The following is a 20,506-nucleotide window of genomic DNA, read 5'->3' on the forward strand; positions in this document are numbered from 1 at the left end:
GGCCGTCTCCCCACATGTCGTGTTACGCTCACGCTAGGCCGGGGTGGTATTCGATCTCTATCGTCCCGCCATCAGCCGCCGGTTCCTGGCCGCGCGCCGGCGTCCGGGCTCCGGAAGGGGCAGCTCAGGGGCGGTTGCGGTGGGCGGCGGGGCCGCGCGGCGGGCGCGGGCCACGGCGGTGCGCACGGCGGCCAGGGCCGCGGCGACCGCGTCGGGCGCGGCGCCGGCGCCCCACGCCGTGCCGCCGTCGAGGCCGCACCGGGCGTAGACGGTCACCTCGCCGCCGGCGGCGCCGGCCGCGCCGTCGAGGTGGTGCACGGCCCGGACCCGGACGCCGGCGGCCTCCAGCGCCGCGCGCAGCGCCGCCGCCGTGTCGGGCCGGGCCTGCCCGTACGCGCCGCCGTCGACGTGCAGCGTGGCCACCGTCCCGGCCAGGTCGCCGGGCAGGTCGCCGGGCAGGTCGCCGGGGGAGGCGCCGGGCGTCAGGTACTCCTGCTCGAACAGCCGCCTGATCCGTTCCGGCTCGACCTCGCCCTGCCCGGCCTCCGCCATCGCCTGGACGGCCCGGCCCAGCTCGATCTGCAGCCCGCGCGGCAGCGTGATCCCGTACCGGGCGTTCAGCAGGTACGCCGGGCCCGCCTTGCCCGACTGGCTGGTGACCCGGACCACCGCCTCGTACGTGCGCCCCAGGTCGCGCGGGTCCACCGGCAGGTACGGCACCTCCCACGGCAGCCGCGCCGGATCGCTCCCGGTACGGGCCGCCTCCCGGTCCATGGCGTCGAACGCCTTTTTGATCGCGTCCTGGTGCCCGCCGGAGAAGGCGGTGAACACCAGGTCGCCCCCGTACGGGTGGCGCGGCGGCACCGCGAGCCCGGTGCACTCCTCGACGACGCGCCGCACCCGGTCGAGTTCGGAGAAGTCGATGCCGGGGTCGACGCCCTGGGTGGCCAGGTTCAGGCCGAGCGTGACCAGGCAGACGTTGCCCGCCCGCTCGCCGTTGCCGAACAGGCAGCCCTCGACGCGCTGGGCGCCGGCCAGCATCGCCAGCTCGGCCGCCGCGACCCCGGTGCCGCGGTCGTTGTGCGTGTGCACCGACAGGCAGACGTGCTCGCGGTGCGGCAGGTTGCGGTGCAGCCACTCGATCTGGTCGGCGAACACGTTGGGCGTCGAGCGCTCGACCGTCGTGGGGAAGTTCAGGATGATCGGCCGGTCCGGGCCCGGCTGCCAGACGTCCATGACGGCCGCGCAGACCTCCAGCGCGAAGTCGGGCTCGGTGTCGTGGAAATGCTCAGGCGAGTACTGAAACCGAACATCACCCTCTTCGAGTAATTTATCGGCATATTTCATGACTAATCGGGTTCCCTGGACCGCCAGGTCCTTGCACTCGTCCCGGCTCATCCCGAACACCAGCCGCCGCGCCAGCGGCGAGGTCGCGTTGTAGAGGTGGATCGTCGCCCTGGGCGCCCCGCTCACGCTCTCCACCGTGCGCTCGATCAGCTCGTCGCGCGCCTGGGTCAGCACGGTCACGCACACGTCGTCCGGGATGCGGTCGCGCTCGACCAGGAGCCGGACGAAGTCGTAGTCGTCCTGGCTCGCCGCCGGGAAGCCGACCTCGATCTCCTTGTAGCCCATGCCCACCAGCAGGTCGAACAGCACCAGCTTGCGGCCGGGGTCCATGGGCCTGGGCAGCGCCTGGTTGCCGTCCCGCAGGTCGGTGGACAACCAGCGCGGCGGCGCGGTGAGCGCGGCGTCCGGCCAGGCGCGGTCGCCGAGCGGCATCCGGGGGAAGGGTCGATAGCGGCTGATCTTCATGTCCGGCCTCACTGTCCCTCAGCTGAGCGATCCGAAATAGACGGTCGAGAAATGCGGCGAGATCAGCACGACGATGTGGTTCACGGCGGTCTCGTCCACCATGCGGAAGGTGACGACGATCTCCGGATACGCCGGCCGCAGCCCGAGCCCGACGAAGTACGGGTCGGTGGCGAACACGATGCGGTACAGGCCGCGGTCGAGCGGGCGGTCGGCCCACTCGCTGACCGACCCGTCCTGGTCCGTACGGGTCTCGGCTTCGAGCACCCACTGCCCGTCGGCGTCATGGTCCAGGCGTACGTGCAGGTCAGCCGCACCCCGGCCGTAGACCGCGTCCTGGGCTTGCACCGCTATTCCCATCGAACCTCTCCGAGTGGTCCGCGCGGGCCGTCCGCGCACATGGCCACCCGGACGACGACACGTCGCGCCGCCCGGGCTCGCGCCCAAGGCTCGCGCCGCCGCCTATCCGCCGGACCTCCCTCCGCTATCGCCGCGCTATCGCCGTCCGATCGCCGCCGATGACGAAAAGAGGCGCCCGCCTTATTTTGCGCTATCGCGGCTATCGCCGGGGGTGCGGGGATCGGTGCGCACAGCGTCCAACGTGCGCTGATGGCCGGTGAAAAGAAGATGGATAAAGGGCGAATTGCGCACCGTGTGAGCGTCATTTCCGAAGCCGCGCACGAAGACCGCGGTAATCACCCGGAGGTAGATCGAAATGACCGCGACCACCGTCATCACCGCCCGCGTCCGCCTCACCATCGCCCTGCTGCTCGCCGCGCTGGCCGGCTTCGCCGCCATCGCCGCCGCGCCGGCCCCCGCGCACGCCGTTCCGTCCGCCGGCCAGCACGACACCGTCAACGGCACGATGGACTGGCCCTGGGGCCTGATCGAGGGTGTCTTTCAGCGCTGACGGTGACAGGCAACACGGATCACCCTGAAACGCTCCAAAACTGGCCACATACCCAATGGCGTTGTACCATCCACCCAACCATGGCAGAAACTTTTGAGGGGTAAGCACCAGTTACGCCGCTCATCATGGCAATCACGCCCGGATTCCGGTCGCGTCGGGAAAGATCTTTGACCGAGGGCGATGATTTGTTTGAGGGGATGCGGGTGGAGTTTCGCGTGTTGGGTGCGCTCGAGGTAACTGCGAGCGAGAGACAGCTCGATCTGGGCGGGGCGCGGCAGCAGATCGTCCTCGCCGTCCTGATCCTGAACGCCAATCACTCGGTCACTCTGGACCGCCTCGTCGAGGCGATCTACGACGAGGACCCCCGGCCACGTCGCGTGCGCAGGTGCAGATCTGCATCTCCGCGCTCAGGCGCCTGTTCAGCGCCCACGGCCACCCCGAGATGATCGTCACCACCCGGCAGGGCTACATGTTGCGTGCCCCCGCCGACGCGATCGACGCACGCCGTTTCGAGAGCCTTGTGAGCCGGGCCCGCAAGGCTCGCGACGGACGTTCCTTCCCCGAGGCCATCCAGCACTACCGCGAGGCGCTGGCGTTGTGGCGCGGCCCGGCTTTCGACGGCATCGACAGCAGGGCCGTGCAGGCGCTGGCCAGCGGGATCGCCGAGCAGCGCGTCACCGTCAACGAGGACTGCGTGCAGCTCGAACTGGACCTCGGCCGCCACCACGAGCTCGTCGGCGAGCTGGCCGCGCTCGTCCAGGAACACCCGCTCAGGGAGGGGCTGGCCGCCCAGCTCATGGTCGCCCTCTACCGCTCAGGACGGCAGGCCGAGGCGCTCCAGGTCTACCGCGACGCGCGGCGGGTCATCGTCGAGGAGCTGGGCATCGAGCCCAACGAACGGCTGCAGCAGCTCGAGTCGGCCATCCTCACCTCCGACGAGAGCCTGGAGGCGCAGCCGCCGCCCGCGGCGGCCCCGGCCGAGCCGCCCGCCCGTCCGCCCGCGGTGCCCGGCATGCTCCCCTCCGACATCGCCGACTTCATCGGGCGGCAGGCCCAGCTCGACGTCATCAGGCAGCGGGTGACCGTCCCCCTGGCCGGGGACGGCCGCTTCGCCGTGCCCGTCATCGCGGTCGCCGGGCGGGCCGGGATCGGCAAGACCACGATCGCCGTGCACGCCGCGCACAGCGTCGCCGCGCACTTCCCCGACGGCCAGCTCTTCGCCGACCTGCACGGCGGCGTCTCCCGCCCGGTCCACCCGATGCAGGTGCTCGACCGGTTCCTGCGGGCCTGCGGCGTGCAGGGGACGGCGCTGCCCGACACCCTCGGCGAGCGGGCCGAGCTGTACCGCATGCTGCTGGCCGACCGCAGGATGCTGATCGTGCTCGACGACGCCGCCGCCGAGAGCCAGGTGCTGCCGCTGTTACCCGGCAGCCCGACCTCGGCCGTCATCACCACCAGCCGGACCCGGCTCGGCGGGCTGGCCGGCGCCACCCACGTGGACGTCGACCTCTTCGACGCCGCCCAGTCCGTCGAGCTGCTGTCCCGCATCGCCGGGGCCGAGCGGGTACGGGCCGAGCCGGAGTCGGCCGCCGCACTGGCCGAGCTGTGCTGCTTCCTGCCCCTCGCGCTGCGCATCGCCGGCGCCCGCCTGGCCTCACGCCCCCACTGGGCCGTGGAGCAGCTCGTGGACCGGCTCGGCGACGAGGCCCGCCGGCTCGACGAGCTCAAGCACGGCGACATGGGCATCAGGGCCAGCCTCTCGCTCACCTACGACGCGCTCACCGAGCAGGCCCGCTGCCTGTTCCGCCGGCTGGCCATCCTGCACTCGCACATCTTCTCCGCCTGGACCGGCGCCGCCCTGCTCGACCGGCCGCTGGCCGACGCCCAGGACCTCTTCGACGACCTGGTCGACGCCCAGCTCATCGAGGTCGCCGGGGTCGGCAGGAACGTCAACGTCCAGTACCGCTTCCACGACCTCATCCGCGTCTACGCCCACGAACGCCTGGCCGCCGAGGAGCCGCCCGCCGAGCGCAGCGCGGCGCTGGCCCGCGTGCTCGACGCGCTGCACCGCCTCACCGAGACCGCCAGGACCCGCGAGTACGGCCCGCCCGCCGGCCCCCACCTGCGGCCCGGCACCGACTCGCCGCTCCCGGCCGAGCTGGTCGAGCGGCTGGTCGCCGACCCGATCGGCTGGTTCGAACGCGAGCGCCACGTGCTGCTGGCCGGCATCCGCCAGGCCGCCCAGGCCGGGTTCGTGGAGCTGTGCTGGCGTACCGCCATGAACGCCGAGCCCTTCTTCGAGCTGCACGTCTACCTCGACGACTGGCGCGAGATCCAGGAGATCGCCCTGGAGGCCGCCCGCCGGGCGGGAGACGAGCGCGGCCAGGCCGAGATGTTGTGCGTGCGCGGCACGCTGGCCCAGACCGAGCAGCACTTCGGCGAGGCCAGACGCGACTTCGAGGCCGCCCTGACGCTGTTCGAGAAGACCGGCAACGTGGTGCAGATCGCCCGGTCCCGGCGGAACCTGGCGTTCCTGGAACGCATGAACGGCCAGCTCGATGCCGCCGCGACGCACCTGGAGCAGGCGCTGGCCATCTTCACCGACATCGGCGACCAGATCTCGGCCGCGCACACGCTGGACAACCTGGCCGCCATCCGGTCGGAGTGCGGCGACATCGACGACGCCAAGATCATGCTGGCCGAGGCGCTGGTCCGCGGGAAGAGCGGCGGCAGCCGGCGCATCATCTCCCAGATCCTGCACCGGATGGGCCGGGTGCACCTGCAGGCCGAGGAGTTCGCGCTGGCGGCCGGCGCGTTCGAGGAGGCGCTCACGCTGGTGGAGGAGATCGGCGACACCGTCGGCGAGTCCTTCGCCCTGCACGGCCTCGGCATCGCCCACCTGCGCAGGGGGCGCCTGCGCGAGGCCGGCGACCTGCTGCGCCGGGCGCTGGCCGTGGCCGAGACCGCCCGCCACCGCCTGGCCGAGGCGCACGCCCTGGCCGGGCTGGGCGAGCTGGCCGTCACCACGAACGAGCCCGGCGACGCGATCGGCCGCCTGCGCAAGGCGGTCACGCTGTTCCGCCAGATGCGCGCGCCGCTGTTCGAGGCGCAGACGCTCACGATGCTGAGCGAGGTGCTGGTCGCCCTCGGCGACGCCAGCGCGGCCGAACGGGCGCTGTCGCGGGTGCACGAACTGGCCGACACGGTCGACGAACGGGCCGGTCAGCGGCTGCGTGACAACCTGTCCTCGGCCGCCGGGCTGGTGGAGGGCATCGGCTAGCCCGAACCTCGCCGCCTCGCCCCGCACCGTCGCCCCGCACTGTCCCGCGTCGTCCCCCACCGTCGCCCCGCACCGTCATCCCGCACTGTCAGAGATGCCCGCGGGGGCTCGGCGTTGGGATTCTGGCGAGCATGAAGGCTCTGGTGCTGTCCGGCGGGTCGGGCACCCGCATGCGTCCCTTGAGCCACTCCATGCCGAAGCAGCTCATCCCGATCGCCAACAAACCGGTCCTGGAGCACGTGCTGGATAGTCTGCGCGCGCTCGGCGTGACCGAGATCGGCCTCGTGGTCGGCGACAGGGAGGCGCAGATCGCCGAGGTCGTCGGCGACGGCTCGCGGTTCGGGACGCGCGTCACCTACATCCGCCAGCTCCGCCCGCTTGGGCTGGCCCACTGCGTCAAGCTGGCGCGACCCTTCCTCGGCGGCGACGACTTCGTCATGTACCTCGGCGACTGCGTCCTGGCCGACGGCATCGGCCCGATCGCCGAGGAGTTCCACGCGTTGCGCCCGGCCGCCCAGATCGTGGTGCACCGGGTGGCCGACCCCCGGCCGTTCGGCGTCGTCGAGACCGACGAGACCGGCGCGGTGCTGCGGGTGGTGGAGAAGCCGGAACATCCGCGCAGCGACCTGGTCATGACCGGCGTCTACTTCTTCACCCCCGCCGTCCACGAGGCGGTGGACCGCATCGTCCCCGGACGCCGGGGCGAGCTGGAGATCACCGACGCCGTCCAGTGGCTGCTCACCTCCGGCCAGGAGGTGCGGGCCAGCCTCTACCGCGGCTACTGGAGCGACGCCGGCCGCGTCGAGGACGTCCTGGAGTGCAACCGGCGGCTGCTGGCCCGGCTCTCCCGCGACATCGCCGGCCACGTGGACGCCGCCAGCCTGGTACGCGGCGACGTCGTGCTCGGCCCCGGCGCGCGGGTGGTCGCCTCCGTCGTCGAGGGACCGGCGATCATCGGCCCGGACACCCTGATCGTGGACAGCCACATCGGGCCCGGCACCTCCATCGGACGCGACTGCGTGGTGCGCTCCACCCGCCTGTCCGACTCCATCGTGCTCGACGGCGCCTCCATCGTGGCCGCCAGCGGCCTGCGCGGCTCGCTCATCGGGCGCTACACCACCGTCGCTCCCGGCCGCAGCGACCACCGTCTCGTGGTCGGCGACCACACGCGGATCGAGCTGACCACATGAACCCAGGGAACAAGGAGTGAGGACGTGACCGACGACGGCGCCCCGCGCGCGGGGCGGAAAGAGTGGCTCGGGCTGGTGGCGCTGTTCCTGCCCACGATGCTCGTGGCCCTGGACATCAGCGTGCTGTTCCTGGCCTTGCCGCACCTCAGCGCCGACCTGGGCGCGGACGCCACCCAGCAACTGTGGATCACCGACATCTACGGCTTCATGACCGCCGGCTTCCTGGTCACCATGGGCTCGCTCGGCGACCGGATCGGCCGGCGGCGGCTGCTGCTGGCCGGGGGCGCGGCCTTCGGCCTGCTGTCGCTCCTGGCCGCCTTCTCCACCAGCCCCGAGATGCTGATCGTGGCCCGCGCGCTGCTCGGCGTCGCCGGGGCCACGCTGCTGCCCTCGACGCTGTCCCTGATCGGCGTCATGTTCCGCGACCCCCGGCAGTTCGGCCTGGCCATGGCCGCCTGGGGCACGGCCTTCATGCTCGGCATCGCGCTCGGCCCGGTGGTCGGCGGCGCGCTGCTGGAGCGCTTCTGGTGGGGGTCGGTCTTCCTGATGGGCGTGCCGGTCATGCTCCTGCTGCTGGCAGCGGCCCCGCTGCTGCCGGAGTTCCGCGATCCCTCCGGCGGCCGGATCGACCTGGTCAGCGTCGTGCTGTCGCTGGCGGCGATCCTGCCGCTGATCTACGGGCTCAAGGCGGTCGCCCGCGACGGCTGGGGCGCCGGTCCGGCCGTCGCGGTCGCCGCCGGGCTGCTCCTGGGCGCGGTGTTCGTGCACCGCCAGCGCGCTCTGGCACACCCGCTGCTGGACGTGCGGCTGTTCCGCCACCGCGCGTTCACCGCCGCGGTGCTGATCGGGCTGCTGTGCGGGGCGCTGCAGACCGGGACCGGGATGGAGGTCGCGCTGTTCCTGCAGACGGTCGAGGGCATGTCGCCGCTGGAGGCGGGGCTGTGGCTGCTGGGCCCGGCCGTCGCGCTCATCGTCTCGATCAACCTGACCCCGCGGCTGGCCAGCCGGGTGCGGCCGGCGTACCTGCTGGGCGGCGGCATGCTGATCGCGGTCGTCGGGCAGCTCCTGCTCACCCAGGTCGTCGTGGGCGCGGTGACCGCGCTGATCGTCTTCCTCGGCGTGTGCTACTTCGGCGTCGGGCCGGTCGGCGGCATGATCAACCAGGTGGCGATGAGCACCAGCCCGCCGGAGCAGGCCGGTTCGGCCGCCTCGCTGGTGGCCACCGGCGGCGAGTTCGGCGTCGCGCTCGGCGTGGCGACCCTGGGCAGCCTCGGCACCGCGGTCTACCGGGGCACGTTCACCCCGCCCGCCGGCACCCCGGCGCTCGCCCAGGACAGCATCACCGGCGCGGTCACCGTGGCCGGGCAGCTGCCCGCCGACCAGGGCGCGGCGCTGCTCGGCGCGGCCCGCGAGGCGTTCACCACCGGGCTGCACGCGGTCGCGTGGGCGAGCGCGGCCCTGTGCACCGTGCTGGCCGTGCTCGCGCTGGTCCGGCTGCGCGGCGTGGCGCCCTTCGCCGGGGTCCACGACGGTCACCACCAGCCGGACCAGGAGCCCGTCCTGGTGGACTGAGCACACGAGACTGAGCACACCAGACTGAGCACACCAGACTGAGCACACGAGAAGGCGGGCCCGGGTGACCGGGCCCGCCTTGGTCTTCCGGAGGTTCAGGTCAGGCCGAACCGGGCGCGGGACAGCTCCCGGTTGGCCAGGGCCGCCAGGTAGATCGCGAACCCGGCGTGGCTGTGCGTGGTGGACATGTCCCGCCAGATCCGCTCCATGCGCTGGCCGTCCCTGACCGCGCTGGAACCGGCCGTCGGGAACAGGCAGCCCTCCACGGCCCGCCAGGCCAGCCGGGCGACCTCGCGGCTGACGGTGGCCAGGCGCACGTCCCGCTCCCTGGTGAACGCCTCCGGGCCCGCCGCGCAGGTCCGGCTCCACTGCTGGACGGCGTTCGTCATGGCCGCCTCGGCGGCGGCGAGCATGCCGGCGGCCTCGCCGTACCAGGACTGGTAGTCGGGGTCCTCGGCGCGGGTGGTGAACGGCGGGAAGATGGTCGTCCTGGTGCGCATCAGCTCCTCGTAGGCGTCCAGGGCGCCCTGGGCCATGCCCAGCACGACGGCCGCGCTGCCGAGCAGCATGACGCTGAGCGGGCCGCCGCCGTACTCGGGGTTGCCGTGCAGCTCCCGGCCCGGGGTGCCGCCGGTGACGACGGCCTGGCTGAGGTGGATCGGCAGCGTGAGGTGGCCGGGGACGCGGCCGCCGTCCATGGCGATGCTGTGCGAGCCGCTGCCCTTCAGGCCGAGCTGGCCGCCCCAGTCGTCCAGCCGGCGCCACTGGTCGCGCGGCGCGACGAACAACATCGGCTGCCCGTCCACGACGACGTGGCCCATGAAGTGGGTGGCGTACGGGGCTCCCGAGCAGTAGCTCCAGGTGCCGTCGAGGAGCCACCCGCCCTCGCCGTCCGGACGGGCGGAGCCGCCGGGCGCGACCGTGGCCGGGCAGACGAAGTCCCCGCAGGCGAACAGCTCGCTCTGGGCCCGCTCGCCGAACAGCGTGGCCACCGCCAGCGTGTGCGCCGAGCCGAAGGAGTACATCCAGCCGGTGGACGGGCAGCCCCGCGCGAGCGTCATCGACACCCGCATGAAGGTCTCCACGCCGAACTCGTAGCCGCCGAAGCGGCGGGGGACCAGGATGCGGTAGAAGCCCGCCCTGGCGAACGCCTCGTGGGTGTCGGGGGCGTAGTAGGTGCGCCGCTCCGTCTCGGCCTGGCGCTCGACCAGGGCGGGCACCATGGCCTCGGCCCTGGCGACGATCTCGTCGGGGGTGAGCCCGGGCTCGGGCGGAGCCATGGGGGCGTGGGTGACGGCTGTCATGCTGCGCGAACCCTTCGTCTCGGGTTTTCCCTCAAGGCTCGCCCGGCTCCGGTGACCTTCGCATCTCCGTGCGTGCCCGGCAATCCCGCACGCCGGAAGATGCGCCCGTCAACCGGCGAATGGGACGTTCAGGGAGCAGTGTCTCGACTGACGTCCCGGGAGGACATGGTGTTGATGACAGGTGCTCCGGCGCGGGAAGAGCTCGTCCGCCGCGCGACGGAGGCAGGCCCTGTCCTGCGCAGGAACGCGGCCTGGGCGGAGGAGAACCGCAGGCTGCACGAGGAGACGATCGAGGCGCTGGCCGAGGCCGGCGTCTTCAGGCTGCGGACGCCGCGCCGCTACGGCGGTTTCGAGGCGGACACGCGCACCCTGGTCGAGGTCGCCGCCGAGCTGGGCCGCGCCGACGGCGCCGCGGCGTGGACGGCCTCGGTCTACTGGATCCCGACCTGGATGGCCGCCCACTTCCCCGAGGCCGTCCAGGACGAGGTGTTCGCCACCCCCGACGTGCGCATCTGTGGCACGCTCAGCCCCACCGCGATGGCCGTGCGCGCCGAGGGCGGCATCGTGGTCAACGGCAAGTGGGGCTTCGTCAGCGGCGCCCACCACAGCCACTGGCAGGAGATCGTGGCCGTCGTCGTCGGCCCGGACAGCGAGCCCGAGCCGGTCATGGCGCTGGTGCCGATGAGCGACCTGACCGTCATCGACGACTGGCACACCTCCGGCCTGCGCGGCACCGGCAGCGTCAGCACCGTGGCCCAGGACCTGTTCGTCCCGGCCGCGCGGGTCATGCCGCTGGGCGCGATCCTCCAGGGACAGCACGCCGACGGCGCCAACGCCGGCTCCCCGATCTACCGCTCGCCGCTGCTGCCCGTGGCCGCCGCCTCCTCGGTCGGGACCGTGCTCGGCCTGGCCAAGGCCGCCCGCGAGGTCTTCTTCGAGCGGCTGCCGGACCGCAAGATCACCTACACCGGGTACGCCAGCCAGAGCGCCGCCCCGCTGACCCACCTCCAGGTCGCCGAGGCCACCTTCAAGATCGACCAGGCCGAGTTCCACGCCCACCGCCTGTCCTCCACCGTGGACGCCAAGGACGCCGACTCCGCCGGGTGGACCGTCGAGGAGCGCGTACGCGCCCGCGCCGACATGGGCGCCGTCTGCCGCCTGGCCAAGGAGGCCGTCGACATCCTGGCCACCGCCAGCGGCGGCTCCTCCATCTACAGCGACGTGCCCATCCAGCGCATCGCCCGCGACGTGCACGCCGTCAACCAGCACGCCCTCATGCACCCCAACACCAACGCCGAGCTGTACGGGCGGATTCTGTGCGGCCTCGAACCCGACACCCTCTACATCTGAAGGAGATCGCCATGACCACCGTGTCGGCCCCCGACCAGACCCTCGCCGTCGCCGCCCTGCCGCAGCAGATCATCGCCGCCTGGGCCGCCCACGACGCCGAGGCGTTCGCCGCCGTCTTCACGCAGGACGGCTCCATGATCCTGCCCGGCGTGTACCGCAAGGGCCAGGCCGAGATCCGCGCCTTCATGGCCCACGCCTTCGCCGGGCCGTACCAGGGCACCCAGGTCACCGGGCAGCCCATCGACCTGCGTTTCCTCGCGGAGGACGTCTGCCTGCTGACCACCGAGGGCGGCGTGCTGGCGGCCGGCGAGAGCGAGGTCGCCCCCGAGCGCGCGGTCCGCGCCTCCTGGCTGGCCGTCCGCCGCGACGGGCAGTGGAAGCTGGCCGCCTACCAGAACAGCCCGCGTGACTGAGATGGCCGCTCACGTCGCACAGCGCGCGGTGGTGCTCGGCGGAGGCATGGCGGGGCTGCTGGCCGCGCGCGTGCTCGCCGAGCACTGCGCCGAGGTCCTGCTGGTGGACCGGGACACGCTGACCGGCGCGGCGGGCCCGCGCCGGGGCGTGCCGCACGGCTGCCACGCCCACGCCCTGCTGGCCCGCGGCCAGCAGATCCTGGACGAGCTGTTCCCCGGCCTCACCCAGCAGATGATCGACGACGGGGTGCCCGCCGGAGACCTCGCCACCAGCCTGCGCTGGTACTTCAACGGCCGCCGGCTGCGCCCGGCCCCCACCGGCCTGATCAGCGTCTCGGCCACCAGGCCCGTCCTGGAGGAGCAGGTCAGGAACCGGGTCGCGGCCCTGCCCAACGTGCGCTTCCTGGAGCGCACCGACATCCTCGGGCCGACCGCGACGCCGGCCCGCGACCGGGTCACCGGCGTCCGCGTGCGCGGGACGGACGGCGTCGAGCAGCACCTGGCCTGCGACCTGCTGGTGGACGCGACGGGCCGCGGCTCGCGCACCCCCGCCTGGCTCCAGGAGCTCGGCTTCCCCCGGCCGGACGAGGACCGCGTCAAGATCGGCCTGGCCTACACCACCCGCCACTTCCGCCTGCGCCGCGACCCGTACGGCGAGGACCTGTCGATCAACCCCGTCGCCTCGCCCGCGAACCCGCGCGGCGCGTTCTTCCCCAAGCTGCCCGGCGACATGAGCATGCTCTCCCTCACCGGCATCCTGGGCGACCACCCGCCGGCGGACCTGGAGGGCTTCCTCGCCTTCGCCAAATCCCTGCCCGTGCCCGACGTCTACGACGCCGTCCGCGACGCCGAACCGCTCGACGAGGGCGTCACCTTCACCTTCCCGGCCAGCGTGCGGCGCCGCTACGAACGTCTGCCCGCCTTCCCCGACGGCCTGCTGGTGCTGGGCGACGGCGTGTGCAGCTTCAACCCCGTCTACGGCCAGGGCATGACCGTCGCCGCCATGGAGGCGATGATCCTGCGCGAGCACCTCCAGGCGGGCGCCGTGCCGCCCTGGCAGGCCTTCTTCAGGGACATCTCGCGGGTCATCGACGTCCCGTGGGACATCTCCGCCGGCGCCGACCTCGCCTTCCCCGGGGTGGAGGGGCGGCGTACCGCCAAGGTGCGCATCGGCAACGCCTACATGGCGCGCCTGCACGCCGCGGCGGCTCGCGACGGCGCGGTCACGGCCGCGTTCATGCGGGTGGCCGGGCTCGTGGACCCGCCCCAGACGCTCATGCGGCCCGCGCTCATGCTGCGGGTCCTGTGCCAGAGCGGCGCCGGCCCCGCGCCGGCCGCCGCCCCCGAGCAGCGCCCGCAGGTGCCGCTGCTCAAGCCCTGACCCCGTCCGAACGACGAAAGGGACGCCGGCGGATCCCCGCCGGCGTCCCTTTCATCCGTACGGCTACCTCAGCGAGCGGGCGAACGCGCGGACGTCGCCCACCAGCAGCTCCGGCTGCTCCATGGCGGCGAAGTGGCCGCCCCGCTCGAACTCGGTCCAGTGGCTGATCGTCGGGACGTCCCGGTCGGCCAGCCGGCGCACCGGCACGAAGATGTCCCTGGGGAAGACCGCCACGCCCACGGGCACGGTGATGGGCGGCGGCCGGTGCCCCTCGGCGGCCATCTTCAGCCCCGCCGCGCCCTCGTAGTAGAAGCGCGCCGACGACCCGGCGGTCGCGGTCAGCCAGTAGATCGACACGTTGGTCAGCATCCGGTCCCGGTCCACGGCGTCCTCGGGCGCCTTGTCGGAGTCCGTCCAGTCGTGGAACTTCTCCACGATCCAGGCCAGCTGCCCCACGGGCGAGTCGGTGAGCGCGTACGCCAGCGTCTGCGGGCGGGTGGACTGCAGCTTCATGTAGCCCGACAGCTCCTCGTCGAACCGGGCCAGCCCGGCCAGCCGCCCCTGCTCGGCGGGCGTCAGGCCGGCCAGCTCGGCCGGATCGCCCGACGGGAAGGCCATCAGCATGTTGACGTGTGCGCCGATCACGTGCTCGGGGGCCAGCCTGGCCAGCTCCAGCGAGATCACCGCGCCCGCGTCGCCGCCCTGCGCCAGGTAGCGGTCGTAGCCCAGCCGGCGCATCAGCTCGGCCCACGCCAGCGCCACCCGGTACGGATGCCAGCCCGCCTCCCTGGTGTGCCCCGAGAACCCGAACCCCGGGATCGACGGGATGACCAGGTGGAAGGCGTCGGCCGGGTCGCCGCCGTGCGCGCGCGGGTCGGTGAGCGGCCCGATCACGTCCAGGAACTCGGCGACCGAGCCCGGCCAGCCGTGCGTCAGCAGCAGCGGCACGGCCTGCGGCTCCGGCGAGCGCACGTGCAGGAAGTGCACGTCGGCGCCGTCGATCTCGGTCACGAACTGCGGGTGCCGGTTCAGCTCGGCCTCGGCCGCCCGCCAGTCGAAGCCGTGCCGCCAGTGGTCGGCCAGCTCCTTGAGGTAGCCCAGCGGCACGCCGCGCTCCCAGCCGGTGCCGGGCAGCTCGTCCGGCCAGCGGGTGGCGTCGATCCTGCGGTGCAGGTCGGCCAGCTCGGCCTCGGGGATGTCGATGCGGAATGGACGCATGGGTGGTCCGCCCTTCTCTTGTCAGGGTTGGGTCGAGCAGGTCAGCCGGTGCCGGTGCGCCGCAGCTCCTCGAAGGAGGACAGGTCGGGCACCGTCCAGCCGTCCAGGTCGTACTCGCCGAGGCAGCGGTCGACGAAGGCCGCGTACTCGTCGAGCTGGCCGCCGGCCATCTGCGAGAACAGCAGCTCGACCCGGGTGTTCTCGTGGTTGCCGCCGTAGTTGCGCTCGTAGAGCTCGTGGCGGCCGCCGAACTCCGAGCCGATCGCGTCCCACAGCAGCTTCATCACCTTGACGCGGCCCTCGGCGTCGGTGCCGTCCGAGCCCCGCAGGTATTTGTCCAGGTACGGGCGGATGTCGGGGTTCTTGAAGTCGGCCGCGCCGGAGTTGACGTAGATGAGCCCGCTGGCCACGTCCTGAAGGATGATCTCCTTGATCCGCGGGTAGCCGATCTGCATGAACCAGCGGTAGGCCAGGCCGTACTGCGGGTTGGGCAGCAGGGCGCCGTTGCGCCACTCCACCGGGTTGCGGGCGGCGGCGTCCGACAGCGCCCAGAACAGGTTGCGCCAGGCCAGCACCTCGCCGATCCGGGTCTGCACGCCGCGGAAGTCCTTGGTGCCGGTGATCTCCAGCGCCCTGACCAGCAGTCCGGCGATGAACTCCAGCTTGACCGCCAGCCGGGTGCAGCCGTGGAAGGTGAACCGCTCGGTGAAGCCCGACTGGCCGGTGAACAGCTGCGCCTTGCCGAGGTCGCCGTAGATGAACACGTTCTCCCAGGGGATGAGCACCTTGTCCAGGACGAGGATGCTGTCGTTCTCGTCCAGCCGGGAGGAGAGCGGGTAGTCGAACGGGCCGCCGGTCAGCGCCGCGGCCATGCCGTAGGACGGGCGGCAGATCAGCTTCAGGCCCTGCGCGTCCATCGGCACGGTGGCCACCAGCGCGAACTCGCGCTTCTTGACCGGCAGGCCGTAGTGGGCGATGAAGTTGTAGTGCGTCAGCGCCGAGCCGGTCGCCACCACCTTCGCGCCGCTCACCACGAGCCCCGCGTCGGTCTCCCGCTCGACGTGCACGTAGACGTCGTTGACCTCGTCCGGCGGCCGGTTGCGGTCGACCGGCGGGTGCACGATCGCGTGGTTCCAGAACAGCACCTTCTCCTGCGACTCGCGGTACCAGCGGCGGGCGTTGCCGTCGAAGGGCGCGTAGAAGCCGGCATTGGCGCCGAGCGTGCCGAGGAAGGAGGCCTTGTAGTCGGGGCTGCGGCCCATCCAGCCGTAGCTCATCCTGGCCCACGTCGCGATGGCCCGCTGGTCGGCGACCAGGTCCTCGACCGTGCGCGGGGTGGTGAAGAAGCGGTGCGTGTAACCCTCGCCGCCGCTGTCGGTGGGGCAGGTCAGCAGCTCACGGGTGCCGTCGGCGTGGAGGGCGTCGTAGAGCCTGGCGGTCATCCGCACCGGGTTGTGGAAGGCCGGGTGCTCGGTGACGTCCTTGACGCGGTCACCGTAGAGGTAGATCTCACGATCGTCACGCAGGCTCTCGACGTACTCGCTGCCCGTGAGCGGGCGGGTCTTCGGCGCGGCATCGGGCATCGGACATCTCCCAGGGCAGGCAGCACGGTGCATCCTCAGCGTGGCACCCGGGCCCGCGGCGGCCATCTCGCGATGTGCGCTGTTCCGCCGGCGTGGGCGCGGGCGGCATTCTGGAAGGTGCCCGTACGCGCGCCCCGATGTGACGATGACCGCGTGACGGAGCATCGCCTGTGGGCGCTGGCCCACCTCGGAACCCCGATGGCGATCCGGGTGGCAGCGACGCTGAGGATCGCCGACCGGCTCGCCAAGGCGCCGGCCACCGGCGCCGAACTCGCCCCCGCCGTGGGCGCCGACCCCGGTGTGCTGGAGCGCCTCATGCGCTACCTGGCCGCCAGGGGAGTGCTCGGCCGAGACGACGACGGCAGATACACGCTGACCGCCATCGGCGAGGAGCTGCGCGACGACCATCCGGCCGGGATGCGCGCCATGCTGGACATCGAGAGCTGGGAGGGCCGGGCCGAGCTGGCCTTCGCCCACCTGCTGCACAGCGTGCGCACCGGCGAGGCGGCCTTCCCCCGCCAGTTCGGCCGCTCCTTCTGGGCGGACCTGGCCGCCGACCCGGCCCGCGCCGCCGCGTTCGACGCGCGCATGGCCGCCGAGGTCCCCGGCCGGGCCCCCGCCATCGTGGCCGGCTTCGACTGGGGGAGCCTCGGCCGGATCGTCGACGTCGGCGGCGGCGACGGATCCCTGCTCATCGCGCTGCTCACCGCCTACCCCGGCCTGCGCGGCACGGTCGTCGACCAGCCCGCCACCGCGCGGGCCGCCGCCGCGGCGCTGGCGGCCGCCGGCCTGTCCGGCCGCGGCGAGGCCGTGGGGGGCAGCTTCTTCGACCCGCTGCCGCCGGGCGCCGACGGCTACCTGCTGTCGTGGATCCTGCACGACTGGAGCGACGACGACGCCGCCGTCATCCTGGGCCGCTGCGCCGAGGCGGCCGGGCCGGGCGGCTCGGTCTTCGTGGTGGAGGACTTCGGCCCCGACGGCGAGTCGCCGCGTACCGGGATGGACCTGCGCATGCTCGTCTACTACGGCGGCCGCGAGCGCGCCGTCGCCGACCTGCGGGCCCTGGCCGATCGCTGCGGCCTGGAGGTCGCCTCGGTGCACCCGGCGGGCGCGCTGCGGATCGTCCGGCTGGTGGCACGCCCGTGACCCCCGCCGAGATCGTCGCCGCCCTGGTCGCCCCCGAGGGCCGCCGCGACCCCTACCCGCTGTACGAGCTGCTGCGCGCCCACGGCCCGGTCGTCCCGGTACGCCCAGGTCTCACCGTCGCCGTCGGCTACGCCGAGATCAACCGCGCGCTGCGCGACAACCGCCTCCGCGTCCAGGACGCCGCCGGGTACGACCACATCTATCCCGCCTGGCGCTCGCACTCCTCGCTGCGCGGCTACACCGATTCCATGCTGTACCGCAACCCGCCCGGCCACACCCAGACCCGGCGCCTGGTCAGCAGCGGCTTCACGCCCGCCCGCGTGGCCGGGATGCAGGAGTCGGTCGAGCGGATGGTCCACCGGCTGCTGGACCGGCTGGCCGACCTCGGCGCCGGCGGCACGCCCGTCGACTACATCGCCGAGTTCGCCTCCCGGCTGCCGATCGCCGTCATCAGCGCGCTCATCGGCGTGGCCGAGGACGACCAGAAATGGTTCCGCCAGGTCGCCTCGGACCTGACGATCGCCCTGGAGGGCATCACCAACGTCTCCAGGCTGTCCATCGCCGACAAGGCCATGGACGAGCTGGCCGGCTACTTCGGCGAGCTGATCGACGACCGCCGCCGCCACCCCGCCGACGACATGCTGACCGCGCTCGTACGCGCCCACGACGACGGCACCCGGCTCAGCCACGACGAGCTGGTCGGCAACCTCATGCTGCTGCTGACCGCCGGGTTCGAGACGACGAGCTTCCTGCTCGGGCACGGGCTGCGGCTGGCGTTCGAGCATCCGGGCCAGGCGGCGCGGCTGCGCGAGGAGCCGGGGTTCGCCACCGCGTACGTGGAGGAGGTCCTGCGGTTCGAGGCGCCCGTCCAGGCGACCAGCCGGTGGGCCGAGACGGCGACCGACATCTCCGGCGTCTCGGTGCCGGGCGGGACGAAGGTCGTCCTCATGCTCGCCGCCGGCAACCGGGACCCGCGCCGCTTCCCCGACCCGGCCCGCTTCGACCCGGACCGGCCGGACGTCCAGCCGCTCAGCTTCGGCGCCGGGCCGCACTTCTGCCTGGGGGCGCCGCTGTCGCGCATGGAGGCCCGCATCGCGCTGCCGCTGCTCCTGCGGCGTTTCCCGGCGCTGTCCGCGGCCGAGCCGCCGGACCATCGCGACCGCTGGGTGGGCCGCGGCCTCCACCGCTTCCTCGTCACCACCTCCTGACCGCCAGGCTCTTCCTCCCTGTCGGACCGCTCCTCCAGTGTTCCCTCCCGTGTCCCGACGATCATGGGCTTCATGGGGTGCGGCCACGCTCACCGCACTCGCTCCCGGCCTCCACGACCTGATCCGGTCGCCGCTGTCCGGATCCACACCCTGATCCAGGGCCTCCCGCTCTGGGAACTCCTGATCTTCGACTTCGGCGGCGCGCCGCTGCTCGCCCTGGCCCTGGCCGGCCGGCACGCGGGCGTACGGACCGGGGTGCATGGGCGCGTGGGGGGCCGCCGGAGATGGTGAGCGCGCAGGCGGGCTGGGGCCTGTACTTCCTGGCGCCCCCGATCCTGGTCCTGCTCGCGGTACGGGCGTTCGTCCGGCGCGGTCACCTGGCTGACCGGGGCGGAGAGCAGGTTCCTGCCGTGGGGACCATGTTCGTCCAAGGGCGCTGGGCCCAGGCGAACCCCTCGCTGGCCGAGGACCTGGCCGCCGGTGGTCACCTGATCGGCAACCACTCCCATCACCACGCGCCGATGACCTGGCTGTCGCCCAAGGCCTTCGACCGGGACGTCCAGCTCGCCGAACGCGCCATCCGGCGCGCCACCGGCCACGACCCGCGTCCCTGGTTCCGCTGCCCGTTCGGCGACGGCAGCGAGGATCCGGCGATCCGGTCCGCGCTGGACCGGCTCGGCTACCAGGAGACGAGCTGGCACGTGGACCCGTTCGACTGGCGCGGCAAGGCCACTGGGCCGAGCGTCGCCCGCCTGGTCATCGAGGAGGCCACCGCGCACGGCGACGGCGCCGTGGTGCTGCTCCATCCATGGACCAAGGCCACCGGCCGTGCCCTGCCGCTGGTCATCGACGGTCTGCGCGCGGCCGGTGCCCGCTTCGTCCGTATGGACGAACTGGTCTGAACCGCCCACCGCGCCATCGGGGCCGCAAACCGGAGCACGGCCCGCGGCCGGACCGTACACCTTGGGAGGGATCAATGAGGTCGTTGTTCGTGGAGTTCCCGAGAGCGGGCGAGGTGCGAGTGGCCCGCGAGGACGTCGCTCCTCCGGGCTTCGGCGAGGTGCTGTGCCGCACCACGCTGTCGCTGATCAGCCCCGGCACCGAGCTGGCCTGTCTGCGCGGCGAGTTCGACCCGGGCACCAACTGGGAGGAGTGGGTGCGTTACCCGTTCCGGCCCGGGTACAGCATGGCCGGGATCGTGGAGGCGGTCGGCGAAGGCGCCACGAGGTTGCGGCCCGGCGACCGCGTGCAAAGCTACGCGCCCCACCAGGAACTGGTCACGCTCGCCGAGCGCGACGTCCGGCTGCTGCCCGGCGGCGTGACGGCCGAGGAGGCGGTGTGGGTGCCCCTCGTCGTCACCGCGGCGGCGGGCACCGCCCGAGCCGCGATCACCCTGGGCGAGACCGTCGTGGTCCTGGGACTCGGCCCGGTGGGTCAGCTGGTCGTCCAGTACGCGGTCGCGCATGGGGCCTCCCGCGTCGTCGCCGTCGACACCGATGCCAGGCGCCTCGACCTGGCGCGGACGAGCGGCGCGAGCGACCTGATCGAGGCCACCGCGGCCGACGCCCGCGCCGCCGTCGCCGACCTGACCGGCGGCCGGCTCGCCGAGGTGGTCTTCGACGTCACCGGCAACCCCGCCGTGCTCTCCCAGGCGGTACGGCTGGCCCGCCCGCTGGGCCGGGTCGTCCTTCTCGGCGACACGCCCACGCCGTCCCGGCAGATGCTCGGCCCCGGCGTGGTCAGCGACTCGCTGACCATCCTCGGGGCGCACGCCGACCTCGTCTCCGACGACCCGTCAGCCGGCCCGCTCAACCGCGACGCGGTGACCGGGTTGTACTTCCGCCGCCTCGCCTCCGGCACGTTCCGGACCGCCGGAATGATCTCCGAACAGGTGTCCCCCATGGACGCGGCGTCCGTCTACGCACGCCTGCGGGACGGCGGCGCACCGGCCGGAGCGCTCTGTTTCGACTGGACCGGCACGGAGGGGGAGCGGTGACCGCCAGCCCCTGCTCGGCCCGTCGAGCCCGAACGGCCTTGGTAACCCTTTTATGGCTGTCATCCGGATTCGTTCAGGTAGCGCCGCCGAGTGCCGTCGGCGATTATCGACGCGACGTGACCGCGCTACGAGGGGGTCGGGTATGA

16 protein-coding genes are annotated in these 20,506 nt (G+C 72.9%); 11 read left to right on the plus strand and 5 right to left on the minus strand.

All coding sequences use genetic code 11. The features are described from left to right. Nucleotides 1–57 precede the first annotated feature (57 nt). Together ACNF49_RS25435 and ACNF49_RS25440 are read right to left on the minus strand one after the other, a co-directional pair. A complete protein-coding gene (locus ACNF49_RS25435) occupies nt 58–1,812 on the minus strand; it encodes a 2-isopropylmalate synthase (protein ID WP_482945221.1) in 1,755 nt (584 codons plus the stop codon). An 18-nt stretch (nt 1,813–1,830) separates the two neighbouring features. Then, entirely contained in the window at nt 1,831–2,157 is a 327-nt protein-coding gene (locus ACNF49_RS25440) for a hydroxyisourate hydrolase (protein ID WP_357982008.1), read from the minus strand. Between the two features lie 367 nt (nt 2,158–2,524). Here ACNF49_RS25440 and ACNF49_RS25445 point away from each other — a divergent pair, with 367 nt between their 5' ends. From ACNF49_RS25445 to ACNF49_RS25460, 4 genes are all read left to right on the plus strand, one after another. Then, nucleotides 2,525–2,719: a hypothetical protein gene (locus ACNF49_RS25445; RefSeq protein ID WP_482945222.1), complete on the plus strand. Its 195-nt coding sequence runs from the start codon at nt 2,525–2,527 to the stop codon at nt 2,717–2,719. 385 nt (nt 2,720–3,104) lie between these two features. Next, a complete protein-coding gene (locus ACNF49_RS25450) occupies nt 3,105–5,999 on the plus strand; it encodes an AfsR/SARP family transcriptional regulator (protein ID WP_482945223.1) in 2,895 nt (964 codons plus the stop codon). 131 nt (nt 6,000–6,130) lie between these two features. Continuing rightward, nucleotides 6,131–7,189 (plus strand): glucose-1-phosphate thymidylyltransferase, encoded by a 1,059-nt coding sequence (locus tag ACNF49_RS25455; protein ID WP_357981999.1) that lies wholly within the window; start codon nt 6,131–6,133, stop codon nt 7,187–7,189. A gap of 24 nt (nt 7,190–7,213) precedes the next feature. Then, entirely contained in the window at nt 7,214–8,761 is a 1,548-nt protein-coding gene (locus tag ACNF49_RS25460; protein ID WP_482945224.1) for an MFS transporter, read from the plus strand. Between the two features lie 95 nt (nt 8,762–8,856). Here ACNF49_RS25460 and ACNF49_RS25465 read toward each other — a convergent pair whose 3' ends face one another. Next, a complete protein-coding gene (locus tag ACNF49_RS25465) occupies nt 8,857–10,065 on the minus strand; it encodes an acyl-CoA dehydrogenase family protein (RefSeq protein ID WP_482945225.1) in 1,209 nt (402 codons plus the stop codon). A gap of 174 nt (nt 10,066–10,239) precedes the next feature. Between ACNF49_RS25465 and ACNF49_RS25470 the strand changes: the two genes are divergently transcribed. The 3 genes from ACNF49_RS25470 to ACNF49_RS25480 are packed head-to-tail and all read left to right on the plus strand — an operon-like array spanning nt 10,240 to nt 13,209. Then, nucleotides 10,240–11,415, plus strand: coding sequence for an acyl-CoA dehydrogenase family protein (locus ACNF49_RS25470; RefSeq protein ID WP_482945226.1), 1,176 nt, complete (start codon nt 10,240–10,242; stop codon nt 11,413–11,415). Nucleotides 11,416–11,426: 11 nt separating this feature from the next. Then, the gene (locus ACNF49_RS25475; RefSeq protein ID WP_482945227.1) at nt 11,427–11,828 is read left to right on the plus strand and encodes an SgcJ/EcaC family oxidoreductase; all 402 of its coding nucleotides are present in this window, start codon (nt 11,427–11,429) and stop codon (nt 11,826–11,828) included. Between the two features lies 1 nt (nt 11,829). Continuing rightward, on the plus strand, nt 11,830–13,209 hold the full coding sequence (locus ACNF49_RS25480; protein ID WP_482945585.1) for an FAD-dependent oxidoreductase: 1,380 nt from the start codon (nt 11,830–11,832) through the stop codon (nt 13,207–13,209). Between the two features lie 63 nt (nt 13,210–13,272). Here the strand turns inward: ACNF49_RS25480 and ACNF49_RS25485 are convergent, their stop codons facing one another. After that, on the minus strand, nt 13,273–14,427 hold the full coding sequence (locus ACNF49_RS25485) for an epoxide hydrolase family protein (RefSeq protein WP_482945228.1): 1,155 nt from the start codon (nt 14,425–14,427) through the stop codon (nt 13,273–13,275). 41 nt (nt 14,428–14,468) lie between these two features. Next, nucleotides 14,469–16,010, minus strand: coding sequence for a 4-hydroxyphenylacetate 3-hydroxylase family protein (locus tag ACNF49_RS25490; protein ID WP_357981981.1), 1,542 nt, complete (start codon nt 16,008–16,010; stop codon nt 14,469–14,471). A gap of 153 nt (nt 16,011–16,163) precedes the next feature. Between ACNF49_RS25490 and ACNF49_RS25495 the strand changes: the two genes are divergently transcribed. The 4 genes from ACNF49_RS25495 (at nt 16,164) to ACNF49_RS25510 (ending at nt 20,360) form a co-directional block, all read left to right on the plus strand. After that, nucleotides 16,164–17,156, plus strand: coding sequence for a methyltransferase (locus ACNF49_RS25495; protein WP_482945229.1), 993 nt, complete (start codon nt 16,164–16,166; stop codon nt 17,154–17,156). Further along, the gene (locus ACNF49_RS25500) at nt 17,153–18,364 is read left to right on the plus strand and encodes a cytochrome P450 (protein ID WP_482945230.1); all 1,212 of its coding nucleotides are present in this window, start codon (nt 17,153–17,155) and stop codon (nt 18,362–18,364) included. The genes ACNF49_RS25495 and ACNF49_RS25500 overlap by 4 nt, the downstream gene beginning before the upstream one ends. 284 nt (nt 18,365–18,648) lie before the next feature. Further along, nucleotides 18,649–19,266, plus strand: a complete 618-nt coding sequence (locus ACNF49_RS25505) for a polysaccharide deacetylase family protein (RefSeq protein WP_482945231.1) — start codon at nt 18,649–18,651, stop codon at nt 19,264–19,266. Between the two features lie 74 nt (nt 19,267–19,340). Then, the gene (locus ACNF49_RS25510) at nt 19,341–20,360 is read left to right on the plus strand and encodes a zinc-binding dehydrogenase (protein WP_482945232.1); all 1,020 of its coding nucleotides are present in this window, start codon (nt 19,341–19,343) and stop codon (nt 20,358–20,360) included. The last annotated feature ends 146 nt before the right edge of the window (nt 20,361–20,506 follow it).

The organism is Actinomadura sp. ATCC 39365, assembly GCF_054392275.1.